Origin of the sequence: Capsulimonas corticalis, assembly GCF_003574315.2 — a bacterium.
In the GTDB taxonomy this organism is placed as follows: Bacteria; Armatimonadota; Armatimonadia; order Armatimonadales; family Capsulimonadaceae; genus Capsulimonas; species Capsulimonas corticalis.
In genome coordinates, this window is record NZ_AP025739.1 from 6,762,368 (window position 1) to 6,783,552 (window position 21,185).

Here is a 21,185-nt window from a genome sequence, read left to right on the forward strand (position 1 = left end):
CAAATGGCGTCATTAATTTGACAAACGGCATAAACCTCCTGCCCGTTTGCCAATTTAACAACGCGCGGAAATCGCCAGAAAAAAACCATGTCCATCCACATCGGCACATCTGGCTGGAGTTACGATCACTGGCGGGGCGTCCTTTACCCGGAGGGCTCACCGGCGAGCAAGCGTCTGGCGTATTATGTCGAGCGCTTCCAAACCGTCGAAGTCAACAGCAGTTACTATCACTGGCCGCGCGACACGACATTCGCGGGGTGGCGGGATAAAGTCCCGCCGGGTTTTGTAATGACGATCAAGGCGCCGCGTGGGCTGACGCACGCCGCGAGGCTGAAGTCTCCCGAGGTTTGGCTGGAACGGATCGAACAGGGATTGCGCGAACTGGGCGATAAGCGCGGGCCGCTCTTGGTGCAGCTGCCGCCGGACATGGAGATCGATCTGCCGCGTCTGGCGTACTTTCTGGAGCGCACGCCCAAGGGTCTCCGCGTCTGCGTCGAGTTCCGCCACCCGAGCTGGAACACGAATGAGGCGTTCGCGCTGCTGGAGCGGTATGGCGCGGCTTACTGCGTCATGAGCGGCGCGCATCTGCCGTGCATCCTGCGCGCCACGGCAATGTTTGCCTACGTTCGGCTGCACGGGCCGGATCAGGAATATCTGTACGGCGGGTCGTACTCCGATCGAGATCTGCGCTGGTGGGCCGACCGGATCCGCGAATGGGCGGAGGGCGGTCTGGATGTTTATGCTTATTTCAACAACGACGGCGGCGGCAACGCGGTGCGCAATGCGGAAACGCTCAAAGCGATCCTGCATACATAAGCCATTTTTTGGGACGGCGCGCGCGTTCGCTTCGCTGCTTCTCCTGCTCGGCGCGCCCCTCGCGTCACACGCGTTGACGCCGCTCACCACGACCGTCGCGGCGCTGCACGACGCCGTCAAACGAGGCGACGACGTCAAGGTCAAAGCGCTGCTGGACGGCGGCGTGGATGTCAACGCCGGCGCGGCGTCGGGCGTGACGCCGCTGATCTGGGCGGCGATCATGGACCGCCCCTCAACGGCGGCGCTCCTGCTGTCGCGCGGCGCGAATGTCAACGACGCCATCCCCGCCGGGCACTACGACGCCGGCCTGACCGCGCTGATCGCCGCCGCCAACGGGCGCAACAATATCTACTCGGGCGCGATCGAGCCCCCGGCCCCCGCCGAATACGGCGGCGCCGACGTCGCCCAGCGGCGTCTCCACAACGTCGCCGTGCGCGAATGGCGCATGCGCGCCGCAAATTGGCGCTCAGGATACGCCGCGCTCGTCAAACTCCTGGTCGCGCACAAAGCCAATGTCAACGCGCAGATGGCGCTCGGCACAACCGCCATCGACTCCGCCGCAACCGCCGGCGACACACAAACCGTCCGCTTCCTCATAAACCACGGCGCTCGGTTAGACTTGCCGTCCCACGAAACCGATATCCTCGGAACCGCGCACGACGCCACGAACGGCTACTATGCCCTCGTCGGCGCCATCTACGAAGACAAGCATAACCCCAAATTGGTCGAACTTTTATTGGCCCACGGCGCCAGCCCCAACTCCGCCTCCCCCAGCGAAATGACTCCCCTCGGCGCGGCCGCCGCCAGCGGCGACACCGCCGTCATCCGGCTTCTTCTTGAGCACGGCGCCCGCCCAGACGATAAAGACTATTATGGACGCGCCGCGCTCTCGTACGTTGGCGCTTATCCCAAAGCTGCCGCGCTGCTAAAAAATACGCTGTCCCGCTAACACGGAAACCAAAGACGAACAGGCGAGCAACTGTCTCGATGGATTGCGGAGTATCGACGCGTCCTTTGATAATCGCGTAAGCCGTATTTCAATCGCACTGGGAATGTGTCAAATTTTGGTACAATTAATTTCACATTGCAGCAATTATGAGAGACCTGCGGCCTCCCAGTCACGCCAATGAACACGCCGGCCCCTGCTCGGAAGACGACAAGACGCCCCGTCTGGCGGATAGTTCTGACGCGCGTGATAAATTCTGAAAATATTTTTTTGTCGGCCCAACTTTTGCGCGCTGGGACGCGATCAGCAATACAGAGGCATAATGCAATGATCCGAAAATCGGCGAGAATCGCCGGGTTTACATTGATTGAACTGCTGGTTGTGATCGCCGTGATCAGCTTGCTCGCGGCGATGCTGTTCCCTGTCTTTGCGAGCGCCCGAGAGAAAGCGCGGCAGGCAAGCTGCGCCTCCAATGAGCGCCAGATCGGCCTGGCGATCCTGCAATACGCGCAGGACGAGGACGAGCGCCTTCCCAACGGCATCAGCAATGGGACGTCATTTTGGTGCGGCGAGGGCTGGGCCGGACAGTGCGGCGCGTATCTCAAGAGCCCGGACCTTTTGCGCTGCCCGGACGATCCGACTGCCGGGCGCGCGCCGGCGAATTTTGTGGTTTCCTATGGCTACAATATCAATCTGGCGGAGCCGTCGGACGATCAGGCGCCGACAACGCAGACCTATTTCAATGGGTCCCCTCCTCCGGGCCGCACCCTGGCCACGCTCAACGCGCCGTCCCGAACGGTCATGCTCTTTGAAGTGTCGGGCGTGACGGCGAATGTCCGGGACAGCCGCGAGGGTATCGAATGGGGCGGCGTGAGCGGAGAGTTTCTGTCCGCCTCGAGCAGCGGTCTGGACAACCGTCTCTACGCGCGCAAAGATGTGACGACGGATGTCGACAATCGCTACGCCACCGGTATGATGGGGGGACGGACGCCTCAGCCCAACGGCCAGTTCCAGCCTTCGTTCGGACGCCATATCTACGGCTCGAACTTCCTGCTGGCGGACGGGCATGTGAAGTGGCTGCGCGGCGCGAACGTCTCGTCCGGCCTCGACGCCCCGCAGTCCAATTGCCGCCAAGGGAATATCCCGGCCTTATCCGGATGCGACGGCACGGATCAGCCTTTTAACGCCGCCGGCACCGAGACGGACGCTCCGGATGTCACCGCAACGTTCAGCACGGAATAACGCCCACAAATTTCCCTGAGAAACTTTTTCAATAAATTTTCCTCGCGGAGAGTTTCATCCCAACTTTTGCCCTCAAACACGCGATCTTGATAGTATAAGACTGCGGCAAGCATTTCCATTTTAAAGAAAGATCAGGCGGCGTTGAACTTGTGGCGGCCAACCGGACGTCGCCCGCAAGGCGGCGAGGAAGAGAACCTGATCGCGGCGGCGCAGCGCGGAGATCGGCGGGCGTTCGACACGCTCGTTCGCAACTATCGGCCGCTGCTGCGCGGTCTGCTGACTCGCCGCGTGACAAGCGCGGAGGCCGTCGACGACATCTTGCAGGAGACGTGGATGGCCGCCTGGACGAAACTGCCCGATTACACACACCGCGCCCGGTTCAAAGCCTGGCTGTTCGGCATCGCGGTCCATAAGATCGGCGACCACCATCGATCGCGCATGAAGTCGATGGCCGAACAGATCACGCCGGAGATCGAGCGAACCATGACGACGCAGGACGATCCTTACGCCGCCGTGGACATGAAGGAAGCGCTGAACTCCGTTCTCTGCCAGCTTCCGGACGCACAACGGGAGGTGATTGAACTTTATTACTACGCGGGACTAACGCTGCCGGAAATTGCCGAGACACTGGAGCGCAATCAAAATACGGTCAAGTATCAGTTCTATCGAGCGCATGGAGTTGTCGCCGCCGGCTTAGGGATGGCGAACGCGCTTTAAAAGATCGGTTTGATCACGTCTTGCGAAGATAAGTCATTATGTTTCATACCACGGACCAGGACCTTTTGTTACTCGTACACGGCGAACTGAACGTTTGGCGGAGGATCGCGGCTCAGGCGCACCTTGCGGTATGCCCAAGCTGCCAGACTCGACTGGCGAAGCTCGTCGGCGCATCCCGGCTTCTCGCCGACGCCGTACGCGGCGCCGACCTCCCGCGCTGGTCGCTGCCGGCGCCTCAGGAAGCCCTCACCGCAGCGCGCGCCGCGTCGGCCTGGCGACTGGCGGCCCTTTTGATCATCGTCATCACGATGCTGAATATCACGACTGGGATCATTCGCTCTTCCCAGAGATTCGCGGGACAAACCGTCTCGCCTCAGGCGCAGCCTTCCGGCGGCTGCCGCCCCGATCTTCACAATGACAAATGCCGATAAAATAATCCAGCTGTAACATTCTCAAATCCATCAGGAGATATGAAAAATGACGCTACGACAGCGCATTGCAGCGCTTCTCGTGAACACTATCATCGTGTCTGTTGCCGTAATCGCAATACAAAACGGCGCCGCCGCCCAGCACTACAAGCAAACAAATCTGGTCACCAGCGACCAATCCCTCGCTTCCGCCGCCGTGACGGACCCCAATCTGATCAATCCCTGGGGAGTGTCGCTCAATCCGGCCGGCGGGGCGCTATGGACATCGAACAACGGCAGCGGCAAATTCGGCCTCTACACGGGAGACGTGGGAGGCAGCCCGGTCAAAGTCGCCGGCCTCGCGCCCACGGTCCCGGGACTGCCCGGATTTTCGGGTTCGCCAACCGGTCAGGTATTTAACGGGTCGTCCGATTTCAAGCTGACGTCAGGTCCCGCGCGGTTTATCACCGCGTCGGAAGATGGGACTCTGTCGGCGTGGAACGGCAATCCTTCGGCGACGGCGACTCGGGTCGTCAATCGCTCCGATTTCGGCGCGGTCTACAAGGGGCTCGCGATTGGAAGCAACTCAAACGGGAACTTCCTGTACGCCTCCAACTTCCATAGCGGCAAGATCGATGTCTACGATGGGAATTTCTCGTCGGCCACGCTCTCGGGATCGTTCACCGATCCCAACGCTCCCACGGATTACGCGCCGTTCAATCTCAAGGCGGTCGGAAATCGGGTGTATGTTACGTACGCCCAGCAAGCGATCGGCGGTCATGAGGAGGTCAAGGGAATTGGGAAAGGATTCGTGGATGTATTCGACACAAATGGTAACTTTGTCAGCAGGCTGGCGACTGGGAGCAGCCTGGGGCCAGCCGGAATCGCGTCGCTGGACGCGCCTTGGGGGCTGGCTGTGGCGCCGTCGAACTTCGGCAAGTTCAGCAATGACCTGCTGGTAGGCAACTTCGGCAGCGGCCAGATCGACGCGTTCGATCCGATCACCGGCAAGTTCGAAGGCGTCCTGCGCGACGCCCACGGAAAGCCGATCGTCATCGACGGTCTCTGGGGTTTGACCTTCGGCAACGGCGTCGCCGCCGGCGACCTCAACAAGCTCTACTTCACGGCTGGAATCAATGATGAAGCCGGGGGACTGCTCGGCAGCATCGCCGTAACTTCCGTACCGGAACCCGGAGCGCTGGCGACGTTTGGCGTGGCCGGACTTTCGCTGATCGGCATGATCGCTCGACGCCGACGATCGCCGCTGCGCCACCGCAGCGCATAAGATCAAGCACACAAAAAGCAAGCGGCGCCCTCGTCTTCGAGAGCGCCGCTTGCCTGGACGATGTCCGTGAAAACCGATTACTTCAGGGCTTCTCGGACGGCTTCTTTCGCCTTGCCGAAACCTTCCTGAATTTTGCCCTCGGCCTGCTTCGTCTTGCCGTCGAGGTCGTCCTCCGGGTTATTGGTCAGGTCGCCGCGCACATCCTGCGCCTTGCCCTCGGCCTGCTTCAGCTTGCCTTCCACAATATCTTGATTGATCGCCATGTTACTCTCCTTGTTGGGTTACTGCGGCTATCCTAGCCTGATGACATTATTTACCCGCAGGGAAACGTTCAGAAACATCGGCGGCGCGCACCCCGGTCGGCGGCGCGCCGAGATGTCGCCGCACGACTTTATTGAACAGATGCAGGTCGGGGATGCCGACATCGGCGGCGATCGATTTGATGGATTGCTGAGAATGCGTGAGCAGATATCGCGCGCGGCTCATGCGGCGCTCGGTGAGATAACTCTTGACCGGCGCTCCCAGCTCCGCATGAAACAACCGGTTCAGATGAACGTGCGAAACGCCCGATTCGCGCGCGATCTCCTCCACGCTGATCGGCTGGTCCAATCGCAGGGCGATGAACTGCTGCGCGCGGGCAACCGCCGGATGCCCGCCAGCCGCCTCCGCGCTTCCCGTCGCCACGCGTTCGGAGAGGCGGCAGACCAGTTCCCAAATCTTCATCTCCGCGCGCCAGACCCGCGACTCGAATAACCCGATCGCCTCTTCAAACAGCCCTTCGACGCCGACGCGCTCATGATCGAGGTACTGCATGACGGGGACGCCCGCGCCGCGCGTTCCCTCAAATGCCAGGTGAGCGTAGTAGTATCCCCCAGGACGGTCCAGCCGATACTCGGAGTGCGTGTCCGGCGGCAGCAGGCTGACGGCGCCGGGCCGAATCGGGCAAACGATCTCCGTTCCGCTCCACAGCTCCTCATGCCGCAGTCGCACCTCCCCATGATGGTGGTACAGATGCAGCTGCCAGAGTTCAGAAAGAAAGTAGCGCTCGACTGGGTTACGCCCATAAGTGGCCGGCCCCGTCTGCATCAGCCTCGGCTTCGCCTCCAGCGGCGCATGCGCTATCAACGGCTCGGAAACATCCCACGCAATCTCACTTGTCATGTTTCAATATTACCACCGATGTTCAAACGAGGCAATTGTCAGATTTCATCGGCCATCTTATAATAGTGTCCGTGGGATCGTACGGATGATTAATAAAGACCACGTCAAAAAGGAACGATCTGATGCTCTCCTCCAACGCTCGCCGCCTCGGCCAATACGGACTGCTCTCCACGCTTATGGCGACTGCCGCGATTGGCGGCGTCCACGCCGCCGCCGCGCGGACGCCCGCCGGCCCGGCGCCGATCCGCGCAAAGATGGCCTGGTGGCGCGACGCGCGCTTCGGGCTGTTTATCCATTGGGGGCCGGTGAGCCTGACGGGGCAAGAGATCAGCTGGTCCCGGGCGAACTCCAATCCGAAGTGCCCCAACAACGGCGGTATTCCCATCGATGTCTACGACAACCTTTACCAGAAGTTCAACCCCACGCAGTTTGACGCGAAGGAATGGGTGAATGTCGCCCGGCGCGCGGGCATGAAGTACATGGTGCTGACGGCGAAGCATTGCGACGGCTTTTTGCTCTGGCCGTCCCAAGCCAGCGGCTACAATATGTCCGCCACGCCCTATCACAAAGACATCTGCGGCGCCCTTTCGGACGCCGCGCATCAGCAGGGGATGAAGATCGGATGGTACTACTCGCCGATGGACTGGCGCGATCCCGACTTCCGAACCGCGCGAAACGCCGCGTTTGTCGGGCGAATGCATACGGAGCTGCATGAGCTTCTCTCGAACTACGGAAAGATCGATATGCTCTGGTTCGACTGGGACTGCGGGGATCCGGCCTACGACCAGCCCAGGACGTATCGGTTGGTCAAGTCCCTACAGCCGAAGATCCTGATCGACAACCGACTCGATCTCGGCCCGCACAGCAACAACCGCGAGATCCTCTCACCGAACGCCGACTACTACACGCCGGAGCAAGAGCTGAGCGCGTACGACGACCAGCGTCCCTGGGAATCGTGCATGACGCTCGGGGAACAGTGGTCGTGGAAGCCCAACGACAAACTCAAGTCCGTCCCCGCCGTCGTCCGCGCCCTCGCGAGCTGCGCCGGCGGCGATGGCAATCTCCTGCTTGACGTCGGCCCGATGCCGGACGGCCGCATTGAGCCGCGTCAGGTCACGATTCTCAATGGCGTCGGCGACTGGCTCAAAACGCACGGCGCCAGCATCTACGGCACGCGCGGCGGTCCGTACAAACCCGCCGTCAACTACGTCTCCACCCGCAAGGGGAACACGATCTATATCCACGTGCTGGGCTGGAATGGCGCCGCTGTTTCGCTGCCTGCCCTGCCAGCGCGGATCGTGAAGGCAACGGTGCTCGGCGGAGGCTCCGCCGCGTTCCAGCAGTCGGACGACAGCGTCCGCCTGACCGTTCCAGCCGCCGCGCACGACGCCGGCGATACAGTCGTCGCCCTGACGCTCGCCGGCTCGGCGATGCGCCTTGCCCCAATCGAGAGCGTCTTCCAAGCCGGCGCCGCGTCGGCGTCCAACGTCTTCCAAAATCAAGGGGAGTATGGCCCGGACAAAGCCTTCGACGGAAACGACAAGACGCGCTGGGCCGCCGACGGCGGCGCGAAGACGGCCTGGCTTCAGTGGGACTACGCCGCGCCGACAAGAATCAACGGAGTCACGATCGCGGAAGCTTACGCGGGGCGCGTGACATCATTCCAGATCCAGTACCGGCCGGCCGCCGGCGGCTCCTGGATCACCGCAGCCAGGGGAACCCATCTTGGCGAAGAGTTCCACTGCGCCTTTCCGCCGGTGACGGCGCGCGCCGTGCGTCTTCAAATATTGGACGCCACGGATGGGCCGACGATTACGGAGATGAAAATACAGACGGCGAAATAGACGCGTTCGCGGTTAAGAATCCTGCCACCACTTCGCAAAAATCGCCCCGGCGTTCGCGACGCCGCCGCGCTGGAATTTGGTATGGCCGTCGACGCACACATAATTGCCGCCGCCGAAGTGGACGCCGGCGACAAAGGCCGATCCGCGTTTCTTGTTGTAGTAGTCCTGGAACACCTTGACGCCCGTGGGGCTGACGACATCGGCGAGCGTGACCGGGCCGGAATGGGGCGGCGGTCCCAGGGTGTCGTTCACAGCGATGTACGGATTAACCTGATAGCTGGTCTTATCGCGGCTCGTATTCTCCTGAATGCCGTTGATGCCGGTGTACGGCAGCGGCGTGCCGGGACAAACCCAGATCCCCTGGTTCTTAACGTACGGCTCCAGCACCGGCATGATCGGCGAGGGATCCCAGCGGTTGGAATGGGTGGAGTCGAATGGGGGGATCGTGTCGTCGTACGCCGAGGGGGCGAAGCGTTTGATGGTCGTGTTGGGATTCGCGGGGTCGCCGAGGTTCCAGAAGAACGTTTCGTCGTTCTCCTGCACGTACATCTGGGTCGCCATGCCGATCTGACGCAGGTTGGACAGGCAGGCCGTATTTTGGGCGCGCTTGCGCGCCTGGGCGAAGACCGGGAACAGGATCGCGGCCAGAATCGAAATGATCGCGATCACGATCAAAAGCTCAATCAGCGTAAAACCGCGCTTCATGTGTTCGGACGCTCTTTTCTGCGAAGACTTGCCGTTATTGTACCGCACCGCCCATCACACTAATCTCATCTCTGGAACACCGGCGTAACAATTGTTGCGCCGCCGCGTTTCACCGGCGCGGTCGCGGGGTAAATCCCACTGGCGAAACTCAGCGCCGAGGGCGCCGAAGGAGAAACGACCATGCCAGACCAAGAAAACACCACGGAAGAGACGACCACAACGACCGTCGAGCAAGATGGCGACAGCGCGCCGAAGTCGAACACCGAGACGACGAAATCCGTCGACGGTAAAGAAGTAGAGCATAAGACCGATAGCAAGTAATCGACTGAGTTTTCGACGGCCAGATGCGCCGGCTGTTTATGCGTTTTGCGTCATTAACTCCGCAAAACGTATAAACAGCCGGCGCCGTATCCGCTTGCCTCAAACTCTTCACCCCATCAAATACTTCTTCACCCCGCGCAGCGCCATCGACACTCCGCCGCGCCAGTCGCCCCGGCGAAACGCGTCGAGCGTCCATCCTTGCATCAAATACGGCGTGAAACGCCGTTCTTTGAAGCGCCACGCCTTCGCCACGAGCGCACGCTGCGCGGGCGTCAGGTTCTCGCCGTCGCGCCAGATCTTCCAGAGTTTTTGTTCCTCGTCACGGATTCGATCCAGGTGCGCCGTCTTTTGCCCGGAGTGACGGCGATACTCCATACAGACGAGCTCGGGCAGGAAATGCACTTCACCCTGAAGACTGCATTTGAGCGCCAGATCGATGTCATGTCCGATTTGCAGGGCCGAGGTGTATCCGCCGGCCTGTACAAAAGCGCTTCGGCGGATGATCCAGGCGGAGGGGATGATTCGGCACCAACTGAAGAGAGTCGAAAATGGGGTATCGGGTTCGTCGTCGCGCAGTGGGCGAACGCTGAGGCCGTGGGGGGCGTAGCGCCAGACACGAGCGTATTCGTGCGCCTGGGGCGTGACGCTCGCGCCGTGTTCGTCGATGAAATCATATTCGCAGGCAGCGCAGACGGCTTCGGGATGAGCATCGAGATAGCCGGCAAGCGCGGCGAACGCGCCGGGTTTGAGGCGGTCGTCGGCGTCGAGGAACCAGAGGTATTCAACGGCGGGATCGGTAGCGGCCGCGCCGTTGTTGCGCGCCTGGGACGCGCCCTGGTTTGTCTGACGCAGAAGACGAATTCGCGTGTCGCGGTCGGCGTAGCCTTGCGCGATGCCGGCGGAGCCGTCCCAGCCGCCATCGTCCACAATGACCATCTCCCAGTCCGTCATCTTCTGCGCGAGTACGCTTTCGATCGTCTCGGCTAAAAACAACTCGCCATTGTAACACGGGGTTACGATGCTGATACGCGGCATCGGTCTTTCTCTTTCAGCGGCTGCGCCCAAACAGAGCGCGCCGGTACTGTTCACCCATCCGCTCCATGCCGAACTCCGAAACAACGCGCCGCCGCGCCGCCTGCCCCAGCGCTTGCCGCCGCTGCGGGTCGCACGCGAGCGCACGGATTGACGACGCGAGCGCTTTGGCGTCCCCGACGGGAACCAGCGCGCCCGTCACGCCGTCCTGGATCACTTCGGGGATCGCTCCGACATTCGTTCCGATACTCGGGACGCCGTGCTGCGCGGCTTCCAAATACACCAGGCCAAACCCTTCCATTAGCGAAGGCAGCGCGAACACGTCGGAAGCGGCGTACATCTCGCTGAGATCGGCCACATGGCCGAGAAATCGCACGCGGTCTCCCAAAAGACGCGCGCCCATCGCGCGCAGACGAATGTCATCCGGCCCGGCGCCAGCGATCAGCAAGAGGGGCGGCGGCGCAAGCGCGCGCAGATCGCAGACCGCCTCCAGCAGCGTATCCAGGCCCTTTTCGGGAACCAGACGCGCGGCGGCGGAGACGACAAACGCCTCGTCACACACGCCCAGTTTCACGCGAGCCTCCGCGCGGGTCGGCGTGCGCGCCGGCGGCTCCAGCCCGCATGGAATACACGCAATTTTCGCGGACGCCACGCCCGCCGCCATCAAGTGCGCGCGCGTCGCCTGAGAATGCGCGATCACCCGATCGCACAGCATCGACGCCCACCGCGTCGCCCGCATCACCCGACGGTCCTCCGGCCCCCACCCCGGCGCCGCATGCACGGTCGCCACGCACCGGCGTCCCGCGAGCCGGACCGCCAAGACATCCTTGAGCGAAATATGCCCCACGCCATAGTGCAAATTGACGGCGTCCACGCGCAGCGACGCCGCCAGTCGGGTGAAGTCCATCATCTGCCGCCAGGGAAGCGTCTGATGCACATCCGGAGCCGCCGGATGCGTCCGCGCCGCCACGCCGCGCGTGCCAAACCATCCCACGATCTCCTGCTCGTTGCCGCTCGGCGACAGCAGAACCTCAACCGCAACGCCATCTTCCGCGAGGCGCTTCGCCACGCCCGCCATCACCCGCTCCATCCCGCCGACGGCGGTGGAGGTGGCGATGAACAAGACTGTCCGCGTGTTTTTGTTAAGCATTTTGGCGCCAAGTTCTCATTCTTGCGTGATGGGAATGCAGGCCCTCACCCCCCGGCCCCCTCTCCCAAAATTGGGAGAGGGGGAGTCAGAGTTTCAGTTTTGAGGATCTTTGATCCTCATTCTACTCTTAACCCTCTCCTAGAATTGGGAGAGGGTGGCCCGAAGGGCCGGGTGAGGGCCTGCATTCCCATCACGCCAGCGTTACTATAACTCGGGGGCCCGCGCTACCCTTCCCTCGGCGCGGCGGCTTGTCGGGGAAGCGGGAAATCGAAGCTGCCTTCGAGGGGCAGCCGGGGATCTTCGGATGTGATTGAAGGCCGCCCGGCTCCGATCCAGCCGCGCGCGAAGCCGGCAATGAACGCTTGTATTCTCAGAAACCCTTTCTTCTTTTGGGGCGACAGCAGCGCCAGAAGAAATGGCAGCAGCGCGAAGCGCGTGAACTCGTGCAGGAGATACGGCAGCATTCTCCATTGACCGTCGCGCAGCGGTTTGGCGAAGACGGCGCCCAGGCCGAACCAGTCGTTCTGGGTGTGCCGGCGGCCCTGCGCCCAGCCCCGAAAGCCTTCATGAACCACGCGGCTTTCGGCGCACTCGTAAACGCCGAGGCCGGCGGCGAAGCAGCGCAGCGTGAGGTCGCGATCCTCGGCGGAAAAGTACGGCGCGCCGGCGCCCAGAGCGGGGTCGAAGCCGCCGAGATCCAAAATCTCCTGGCGACGGACGGCGAAGTTGGCGCCGATGCCGCGCGCGTTCATGCGGTCACGCCAGGAGACGCAGCGTTTGCTGCGCTGGATCGGATAGTCGGGAATATAGCCCAGCGCCGGGTCGTACTCCGCGGCCAGCACGGCGCCGTAGCTGAGGGCGACGCCCGGAAATTGGCGAAGCGCGTCCAGATGCGCCTCCAGCCAGCCGGGCTCCACAAGGCAGTCGTCGTCGGTGAAGGCGACATACTCGGACCGGGCGGCTTGCAGGGCGATGGTTCGGGAGTGGCCCGATCCGCGCGTTGCGGACGGGATCCAGCGGACGTGGCCCTGGGCAATGAACAGGGCGAGCGCATCGCGCGTCTCCAGGTTCGCGCTTTGATCGATGACGATCAGTTCGCGATACCCTCCCCCGGCGGCCAGAATGCTGCGCACTGCGGGGATAAGTCGCGCTCCGCGATCGCAGGTGCAGATCGCCACGGTGATCGTATCGCGCGCCGAAGCGGCGCGGGAGAGTGCTTCCAAAACGGATACTGCTTTCCATGCGGGCGGTCCCGCGAAAATCTTCTCTTATCGGTATCATTGGCGCCGGAAAAACTCTTTTTCAGGCGTCCAGACAGAAACTGGTAGATCCACCAGCAAGCCGGCGGCCGGCCCTGGCGCGTAAAAAAAGCACCTTCGCCCGCAGCGCTTGACGGCTGCGGGCGAAGATGCGCGGATGAACCAGGGACTATCCGCCCCAGGACGAACCCTTCACATAAGCGAAGTTGCAGTTGCCGGTCTTCTGCCCGCCGGAGACGGAGCAGTTCAGGTTTGCGCCGGACTTCGGAGAGCAGCTGCTCAGCGAAGACGGAGCGCAGACCGCGTAAGAGCCGGCCGGAACTCCCGAGAAGGAGTAGTTGCCGCAGGAGTCCGACTTCGTCGTGGCGATCGTCTTGCCGGAGTTATTCTTCAGCGTGACGAGGACGCCGCAGAGGGCGGTGTCGCAGCGGTCGAACTTGCCGTTCTTATTGGAGTCGTAGAACACGGTTCCGCAGAGGGAGCCGCAGGACGCGGAGCTCTTTGTGTAGCCGAAGTTCACGTTGCCGCTCGTCTGGTTCCCGCTCACGGTTACCGACAGCGGGTTGGTGGTCTCGATCGAGTCGCCGCTCGCGGATCCGGGAACGACAACGGTGTAGACGCCGGGCGTCACATTCTTGAACGTGTAGCCGCCGCTGCAATCCGTAACTGTCGTGGCGACCGTCTTGCCGCTGCTGTCCACCAGCGTCACGGTGACGCCGGAGAGAGCCGTATCGCCGTTATTAGGCTTGCCGTCCTTGTTCGTGTCCAGGTAGACCGTACCGCAGACATTTCCGGTGGCCGGCTTCACATAACCGAAGTTATTGCCGCTCGATGTCTGATTTCCGACGACGGTGACCGCCAGCGGATCGGTGGTCTCGATCGGATAGGAGCCGTTCTTGGCGGGAACGACGACCTTGTAGGAGCCGGGCGCCAGTCCTCGGAAGGTGTAGTTGCCGCTGCAGTCGGTCGTGGTCACGGCGACCGTTTTGCCGTTGCCATCGACCAGCGTCACGGTGACGCCGGAGAGGACCGTCTCACCCCGGCCGTATCGTCCGTCCTTGTCCCCATCGATGTAGACCGTACCGCACAGATTGCCGGTGGCGGGCTTCACGTAGCCGAAGTTGACGTTGCAGACGTTCTGGCCGCCGGTGACGGTGACGGTCAGCGGATCGGTGGTCTCCACCGGGTAGACGCCGTCGGTGGCCGGGACAACGACCTTATAGGTTCCGGCGGGGACGTTCTTGAACGAGTATCCGCCGCTGCAATCCGTCGTTGTGGTCGCGACAACCTTGCCGTTTCCGTCGACCAGGGTGACGGTGACGCCAGATAGGGCGTAGTCGCCGCATCCCGGCTTGCCGTCCTTATTGGTGTCCAGATAGACCACGCCGCAGATGCTTCCCACGGTCGGGGCGGGCTTGACGTAACCGAAGTTATTGTTGCCCGAGTTCTGGCTGCCGACCACGGTAACCGAGAGGGTTCCCGAGGTTTCCAGAGCGTACGAGCTCGCGGCGCCGGGCGCGACGACTTTATAGGAGCCGGCGGCGAGTCCCGTGAAGGAGTACTTGCCGCTGCTGTCCGTGGTGGTCGTGGCGACGATGCTGCCCGAAGCGTCAACCAGGTTCACGGTGACGCCGGAGATCCCAGCCTCGCCGCTGTCCAGGCCGCTGTTCTTGTTCGTATCGATGTAGAGCGTTCCCGAGAGCGAGCCGATCGCGGGGACAACATAACCGAAGTTGTTGCCGCCCGAGTTCTGGCTGGCGGTGACCGTGACGCTCAGCGAACCGCTCGTCTCGATATTCGCGCCGCCCGCCGCCGCCGGAGCGGAGACCGTGTAGGCGCCGGTAACGACATCCGCGAAGGAGTAGTTGCCGCTGCCGTCCGTGGTCGTGGTGGCGACGATGTTGCCCGCGCCATCCAGCAGGTTGACGGTGACGCCGGAGACGCCCGCCTCGCCGCTGTTCAGCGCGCCGTTCTTGTTGGCGTCGATGTAGAGCGTCCCGGAGACGCTGCCGACCGGAATGACATAGCCGAAGTTGTTGTTCGGCGCATCCACGTTGGCGGTGACCGCGACGGTCAGCGCGGCGCTCGTTTCAAGCACATCGCCGCCGGTGGCGGTCGGCGCGGAGACCGTGTAGGAGCCGACGATCAGGCCGGGAACGGAGTAAGCGCCGTCCGAGTCCGTGGTCGTGGTGGCGACGACGTTCCCGCTGCTATCCTTCACCGTGACGGTGACGCCGGAGAGAAGCGCCTCGCCCGCATCGTACTTGCCGTCCTTGTCGCCGTCCAGGAAGAGGACGCCGGAGAGGCTGCCGACCGGGGTGACGTATCCGAAGTCATTCGCGCCATCGTTCTGGTTGGCGACGACGGTGACCGCCAGAGTGACGGCGGTTTCCAGCGCGTATCCACTCGCGGCGGACGGCGCGGAGACCGTGTAGCCGGCGGGAGCCAATCCCGCGAAGGAGTAGCCGCCGCTGCTGTCCGTGGTGGTCGTGGCGACGATATTGCCCGATGCGTCGAGCAGGTTCACGGTGATTCCGGAGAGACCCGCCTCGCCCGTATCCAAGTTGCTGTCGCGGTCGGCGTCGATGAAGAGCGTTCCGGAGACGCTGCCGACGGGCGGCAGGTAACCGAAGTTATTGCCCGAAGCGTTCGCGTTCGCCGTGACCGACACCGCGATCGTCGCCGCCGTTTCCAGCGTGTTGTCGCCGGCGCTGGCCGGACCGGAAACCGTGTAGGAGCCGATCGTGATTCCCGTGAAGGAGTAAGCGCCGTTCGCGCTGGTGGTCGTCGATGCAACCGTCTTGCCCGTGGCGTCGATCAGATTGACCGTAAGCCCGGAAAGGCCGGCCTCGCCGCTGTCCAATCCGCTGTTCTTGTTGGCGTCGATGTAGAATGTGCCCGAGAGCGAGCCGACGGGAAGCAGATAACCGAAGTTATTGTTCGGCGTGTCCTTGTTCGCGGCCACGTTCACGGTGAGCGCGCCGGCCGTTTCCAGCGTATCGCCGCTGGCGGTGGATGGCGCGGTTACGGTGTAGGCGCCGATCGTGACGCCGCTGAAGGAGTAGGATCCGTTCGCGTCCGTGGTCGCCGTCTTCACGGTCTTGCCGTTCGCGTCGGTCAGCGTGACGGTGATTCCCGCCAGGCCGTTCTCGCCGCCGTCCAGGCTGCTGTTCTTGTTGGCGTCCACGTACAGAACGCCCGAGAGCGAACCGACCGGGAGCAGATAGCCGAAGTTGTTGTTCGGCGTATCTTTGTTGGCCGTGACGATCGCGGCGACGGTTGCGGAGGTTTCCAGGGTATCGCCGCTGGCCGTGGCCGGCGCGGAGACCGTGTAAGAGCCGATCGTGACGCCGGGGAAGGAATAAGCGCCGCTGGCGTCCGTGGTCGCCGTCTTGACGACTTTTCCGTTCGAGTCCGTCAGGGTGACGGTGACGCCGGACAGGCCGGCCTCGCCGCCGTCGAAGGCGCTGTTCTTATTCGCGTCCACGTACAGGGTCCCGGAAAGGGATCCGACGGGCAGGAGATAGCCAAAGTTATTCTTCGGCGTGTCTTTGCTGGCGGCGACGGTCACGGCCAGGGTCGCGGCGGTTTCGAGCGTATCGTCGCCGGCCATGGCCGGCGCAGAGACCGTGTAGGAGCCGATCGTGATCGCCGTGAATGAATAGGAGCCGTCCGCGCCAGTCGTCGTGGTCGCGACAACCTTGCCGGTTCCGTCCTTCAGCGTGACGAGGACGCCGGCAATGCCGATTTCGCCGTTGTCGAAGGCGCTGTCCTTGTCGCCGTCGATATAGAACGTTCCCGACAGGCTGCCGGTCGGCAGCAGGTAACCAAAGTTATTGTTCGGCGTTTCCTTGTTCGCGGTGACCGTGGCGGCGACCGTCGCGGCTGTTTCCAGCGTATCGCCGCTCGCTAGAGCCGGCGCGGAGACGGTGTAGGCGCCGATCGTGATCGCGGCGAACGAGTAGGATCCGTTGGCGTCCGTGGTCGTGGTGGCGACGACTTTGCCCTTCGAATCGGTCAGGATGACGGTGATTCCAGAGACGCCGGCCTCGCCGCCGTCCAGGGCGCTGTTCTTGTTGGCGTCCACATAGAGGACGCCGGATAGACTGCCGGTCGGCAGCAGATATCCGAAGTTGTTGTTCGGAGCGTCCTTGGTCGAAACGACCGTCACCGGAAGCGAAGCGCCGGTTTCCAGCGTGTCATCGCCGGCGGTCGCCGGAGCGACGACGGTATAGGAGCCGACAGGGATCGCCGTGAAGGAGTAAGCGCCGTTCGCGTCCGTGGTCGTGGTGGCGACGGCCTTGCCGTTGCCGTCCTGGAGCGTGACGGTGATCCCGGCGACGCCGGCCTCGCCGCTATCCAGGCTGGTGTTCTTGTTGGCGTCCACGTACAGTGTTCCGGAGACGGTTCCGACCTGCTGGGCAAGCTGGAAGTTCTCGGACGTGTAAGAAGATGTTCCCGTGGCGTTCGCCGCGACGAGCAGGTCCGTGGCGGAGACCTTGGTGGCGCCGACGCCGGGAATGGCGTCGAGCACGTCATACCCCGCCGGGGCGGTCTCGACCACGTGATAGGTTCCTGGAACGACGTTCGAGAAGCTGTACGTTCCATCCGCCGCGCTTTGCGTCGTGAGCGAGACGGCGTTTCCGTTCAGGTCGGTTCCGGTGAGCGTGACGGTGACGCTGGCGACGCCCGTGCTGGCCCCGGCCTTCTGCGCGGTGACAACGCCGCTGACAGTGATGTCGGACGCTAGCTGCGTGCCGCTGCTGGTGGCCGAAACGTGGATGATGGAGGCGTCCGGCACGCCCGAGACGTTGGTGGACGTGTCGGCGATGGTCATGGACGAACCATTGATGTCGGTCCCGCGCTCGATCCCGAACACATTCGACTTGACGGTGGCGGTTCCCACGCTGACATAAGGAACGGTCAGCGGCAGCGTGATCGTGGTGGACGCTCCCGCCGCCAGGCTGAAGGGCGCGGAGGTCCCGGCAGCCGTGTCGGTAACGGTCAGGTTCGAAAGCGAAACGTCGCCGTTGTTGGTGACGGTCTCGACGATCGTGTTCGTGACGGCGTCATAGGTGCGGACAATCGTGACGCCGGCCGGAAGGAACTGGTAAACCATGCTCTTCTGCTGGTTGCTCGAGTTCGAGAACACGTTGTAGAAGTTGCCGTCGTTGTAGTTCAGGCCGGGGAAGAAGCGCTGCGGCTGGCCGTAGGTGCCGACCGCCTTGCCGATGTCGCTGGGCGAGTAAACGGAGGTGAAGGAGCCTTCGACCGCCGCGATCTCCCAGACGCCCTGAAGGATGAAGGTGTTGGCGTACTGAATGTTCGCCGCGCTGTAACCGAACTCCCACCGCGCGCTGAAGTCCTTGCGCCGGATGGTCAGACGGCCGCGCGCCTTGTTGGTGGTCGCGGAGACGTTATCCGGCGCGCTGGTCAGGTCATAAGTGGCGTGGCCGGCGGAATCGACGACCGGGGTCGAATTGCGGATATCGTAGATGTAGAAATTGACGTTGGCCGGACCGGGCGCGTAGGGCTTGTAACCGGCGTCGCCGGCGTTGTAGTAGCCGTAGTCCGATCCCGGACTGCTCCAGGGGAAGCCCTGCGCCGCCATCGTTCCGTTCGATCCCCGGAAGGAGCCGTAGAAGCCGCCCCAGTGCGAACCGTTCGCAACAATGGTCTCGGCGGGGAACTGCGCGGAGGCGCTGACATTCAGCGAGGTGACGCCCGGATAAGATCCCGTGTTGCTGGCGTACGGCGTTTGATGCTTGAACAGGTCCACGGCCGGCAGGTAGTTGAAGCCGGGGTTGGCGATGCTGGGATTGTAAACGACATGCTGGAGCGGGGTCGGCCAGTCGTCCCCCGAACCGAAGCCGCCGGAGTAAACGCCGTCCGTTCCGTAGGCGATGGGAACTTCCGCATGAGTCGTGGGGGCCTGCGGGATGTCGGGGCGATAGCCGAACCACCACGAAGTGCCCTGCCCCAGCGAGGCGGACGCCTTATAGGCGGTGGCGAACTTGCTGTATTCCGCGCCGACGACAAAGCCGCGGATGGTAGGATTGCTGGGGGCCTGGGCGCGAGCGCCCGTGACCAATGAAAAACACATGGGAAGCATTGCGAGGATGCTGACCGACTTGCGGCCGATAAATGTCACGAAGATCTGTCCCTTCTCTAAAACGGAACCGGGCTGCGCGCCGGCCGTATGTCACACCATAATTCAATTGCGTAAGCTGCGGGATGCAAAAGTGGATGAAAACGAGGCCCATCAAGCAAGCAAGCTTAATGATGGAGTCAATATCCCGCGGTCGTGGTTATTGTCTGACGGAAAGCCTAATTCAATGGTAAGTAATGGTTTCTACCGATGTCGCCCAAAGTGGACTGTGGGGGCGAAATGCGGACGCGCGAAAACGATGATAAAACGATGTTCGTTCGGTGTAACGGGCATATTATGCTTTGCGGAAGCTTGCTCGTCTACTCGCAAACACTACAGGAAATGCACGAAACCAGTATAAAACCGGCAATTTTGACGTGAATTTTGCGGGACTTGGACCGATATTGAGGCGCCGGACTTTCGCGAGTTCGGCGTCAAACGCCGAAAATCGCGGCTTTTATAAATTTTATATAAACACTGTAAAACGTAAAACCGGTCACAAAAATTCGATAAATCGGATCTCAAGCGTTTACCGAGTATTAATCTTGCGCCATTAATGACAAACAATGTGATTTAAATAACAAAATAAAAAATATGAAAAATATTTCTCATTCGGCCGGTTGCGGCCAAAAAAAAGACCTCCCCTGGCTGTCTCACGACAGCCAGGGGAGGCTCGGGGTCGAACGGGTTAGCGGATCGCGCGCGGCAGCTTGTCGGCGTTGATCACGGCGGGAGAGCTGTAGATGCGCTTGACTTCATCCTTGCTGTTCTTTTTCGGGCCGAGATCGTTGGTCCACGAAACGAAGTAGGACCAGCGCGCCCCCACCCGCTGCATCGCCGGGATGTCGGGAACGCCGCCGAACTCCGTCAGCGCGATCGGTTTGCGGCCCGCGTACTGCGCGAGCAGGTTCTTCCAAACGCCGGTTTCGGTGTCCCGCAGGTCCGAGGGATACTGGTCCACGCCGACGATATCGACATATTTGTCGCCGGGATACCACTTCGGGTCCGTTCCCGAGCTGTACACCCAGATCAGGGTGTGCAGGTTGTTGTGATTCGTCAGCCGATCGTACATCAAGCGCCAGAGCTTCTTGAACGGCTCCGGCCCCTTCGATCCCCACCAGAACCATCCGCCCTCCGCCTCGTGCAGCGGTCGCCAGAGCACGGGGACGCCCGCCGCCTGCATCTTCTTGAGCTGAATTGCGATCGTATCGATGTCACGAAGCATCAATGCATATTCGGGCGACTTCGGATCGGCCAGCGCCTTTTGGAAATCGAATGTCGTCGCCTCCGTATAGAAGCCGCGGTACCACTTATGATCCACCGGCTTGCCATGCGAATCCGTCTCCATCTTATCGATCAGCCCAGCGGGAGCGTTCCAGTGCCAGGACATGGTGACGATCTGGCCGCCCTTGCCTGCGGCGATCATGTTCTCCGTTTCGTGCTTTGTCTTTGAGCCATGGGCAATTCGGGAAGGCGAGTATTCGATAAAGTCGCCGCCAAAAATCGCCGCCGTCTTCCCCGCGACGTCGCGCAAGTATTTGTTATCCGCCGCGTCATACTGCCCCGACAGCGTCCCCAAGCCATATCGCCCGACAAGATAAGCCTTAAGCGCCCGCGTCTTGGCGCTCGCTTTGGGATCGACCGTCGCCGCCGGCGGCATCACGAGCCTGGGAACCGTCGTGGGAACGAGATCGATGCTGTCGATATCGTAGTGCCCCCAGCCATAGTCGATTTCGACCGTATTCACGCCGTTGCGAAGTTCGACATTCCCCGCGTCCTGCGAGGCGAACTTTTCGCCGCTCGGCGCGAAGATCGCGGACGTTTTGACGCCGTTGACAACCAGATCATAGCCTTTGATCGTCTGCGCGCTGTAACGGATACGCACATTGTAAAGACCGGCGCGCGCATTGGGAATCGTCAGCGACATCTTCTCGGATCCGTTGAGGAACCCCGTGACATAACCCGATCCGGTAAATCCAGGCCGCGCCGCCGCAACGACAGGACCGCTCAGCGTCGCCTTCTCGGCTTCAAGATGGATCGCGCGGGACGACGGCGCGGCGGCCGCCGCCATGGACGTAACCGCGAGCAGCGCGGCGAGGGCAAGAGAGGGTTTGAGAAGGGGCATAAAAGGTCTCCAGAAATTTTCGAGTGT

The 21,185-nt window shown here is 62.1% G+C and carries 16 protein-coding genes; 8 read left to right on the forward strand and 8 right to left on the reverse strand.

Annotated features, from left to right (window positions below; translation table 11 throughout):
* Positions 1-87 precede the first annotated feature (87 nt).
* The 6 genes from D5261_RS29380 (at position 88) to D5261_RS29405 (ending at position 5,413) form a co-directional block, all read left to right on the forward strand.
* Complete coding sequence (locus D5261_RS29380) at positions 88-816, forward strand: DUF72 domain-containing protein (protein ID WP_119322902.1); 729 nt, start codon at positions 88-90, stop codon at positions 814-816.
* The gene (locus tag D5261_RS29385) at positions 782-1,765 is read left to right on the forward strand and encodes an ankyrin repeat domain-containing protein (RefSeq protein WP_165864395.1); all 984 of its coding nucleotides are present in this window, start codon (positions 782-784) and stop codon (positions 1,763-1,765) included. Before D5261_RS29380 ends, D5261_RS29385 begins: the two co-directional genes overlap by 35 nt.
* A 324-nt stretch (positions 1,766-2,089) precedes the next feature.
* Positions 2,090-3,004: a DUF1559 family PulG-like putative transporter gene (locus tag D5261_RS29390; protein WP_119322900.1), complete on the forward strand. Its 915-nt coding sequence runs from the start codon at positions 2,090-2,092 to the stop codon at positions 3,002-3,004.
* Positions 3,005-3,151: 147 nt separating this feature from the next.
* A complete protein-coding gene (locus tag D5261_RS29395) occupies positions 3,152-3,721 on the forward strand; it encodes an RNA polymerase sigma factor (protein WP_165864394.1) in 570 nt (189 codons plus the stop codon).
* Between the two features lie 38 nt (positions 3,722-3,759).
* On the forward strand, positions 3,760-4,152 hold the full coding sequence (locus D5261_RS29400) for an anti-sigma factor family protein (protein WP_119322898.1): 393 nt from the start codon (positions 3,760-3,762) through the stop codon (positions 4,150-4,152).
* Between the two features lie 46 nt (positions 4,153-4,198).
* A complete protein-coding gene (locus D5261_RS29405; protein WP_119322897.1) occupies positions 4,199-5,413 on the forward strand; it encodes a TIGR03118 family protein in 1,215 nt (404 codons plus the stop codon).
* 77 nt (positions 5,414-5,490) lie between these two features.
* Here the strand turns inward: D5261_RS29405 and D5261_RS29410 are convergent, their stop codons facing one another.
* Complete coding sequence (locus D5261_RS29410) at positions 5,491-5,676, reverse strand: CsbD family protein (protein WP_218025674.1); 186 nt, start codon at positions 5,674-5,676, stop codon at positions 5,491-5,493.
* Between the two features lie 46 nt (positions 5,677-5,722).
* Positions 5,723-6,574 carry an AraC family transcriptional regulator gene (locus tag D5261_RS29415; RefSeq protein WP_119322896.1) on the reverse strand — a complete coding sequence of 284 codons (852 nt, stop codon included), beginning with the start codon at positions 6,572-6,574 and terminating at the stop codon, positions 5,723-5,725.
* A 122-nt stretch (positions 6,575-6,696) separates the two neighbouring features.
* On the opposite strand from D5261_RS29415, the gene D5261_RS29420 reads away from it, so the two are divergent.
* Positions 6,697-8,418 (forward strand): alpha-L-fucosidase, encoded by a 1,722-nt coding sequence (locus D5261_RS29420; protein ID WP_119322895.1) that lies wholly within the window; start codon positions 6,697-6,699, stop codon positions 8,416-8,418.
* A 12-nt stretch (positions 8,419-8,430) separates the two neighbouring features.
* Here D5261_RS29420 and D5261_RS29425 read toward each other — a convergent pair whose 3' ends face one another.
* Complete coding sequence (locus D5261_RS29425) at positions 8,431-9,123, reverse strand: type II secretion system protein (protein ID WP_119322894.1); 693 nt, start codon at positions 9,121-9,123, stop codon at positions 8,431-8,433.
* 180 nt (positions 9,124-9,303) lie between these two features.
* Between D5261_RS29425 and D5261_RS29430 the strand changes: the two genes are divergently transcribed.
* Entirely contained in the window at positions 9,304-9,444 is a 141-nt protein-coding gene (locus D5261_RS29430) for a hypothetical protein (RefSeq protein ID WP_165864393.1), read from the forward strand.
* Between the two features lie 108 nt (positions 9,445-9,552).
* On the opposite strand, the gene D5261_RS29435 is transcribed toward D5261_RS29430, so the two are convergent.
* From D5261_RS29435 to D5261_RS29455, 5 genes are all read right to left on the reverse strand, one after another.
* Positions 9,553-10,479: a glycosyltransferase family 2 protein gene (locus tag D5261_RS29435; RefSeq protein ID WP_119322893.1), complete on the reverse strand. Its 927-nt coding sequence runs from the start codon at positions 10,477-10,479 to the stop codon at positions 9,553-9,555.
* Between the two features lie 13 nt (positions 10,480-10,492).
* Entirely contained in the window at positions 10,493-11,626 is a 1,134-nt protein-coding gene (locus D5261_RS29440; protein WP_119322892.1) for a glycosyltransferase family 4 protein, read from the reverse strand.
* Between the two features lie 224 nt (positions 11,627-11,850).
* A complete protein-coding gene (locus tag D5261_RS29445) occupies positions 11,851-12,849 on the reverse strand; it encodes a glycosyltransferase family 2 protein (RefSeq protein WP_165864392.1) in 999 nt (332 codons plus the stop codon).
* Between the two features lie 205 nt (positions 12,850-13,054).
* Positions 13,055-19,036, reverse strand: a complete 5,982-nt coding sequence (locus D5261_RS29450) for an SdrD B-like domain-containing protein (protein WP_119322890.1) — start codon at positions 19,034-19,036, stop codon at positions 13,055-13,057.
* Between the two features lie 685 nt (positions 19,037-19,721).
* On the reverse strand, positions 19,722-21,158 hold the full coding sequence (locus D5261_RS29455; protein ID WP_119322889.1) for a glycosyl hydrolase: 1,437 nt from the start codon (positions 21,156-21,158) through the stop codon (positions 19,722-19,724).
* Positions 21,159-21,185 lie beyond the last annotated feature (27 nt).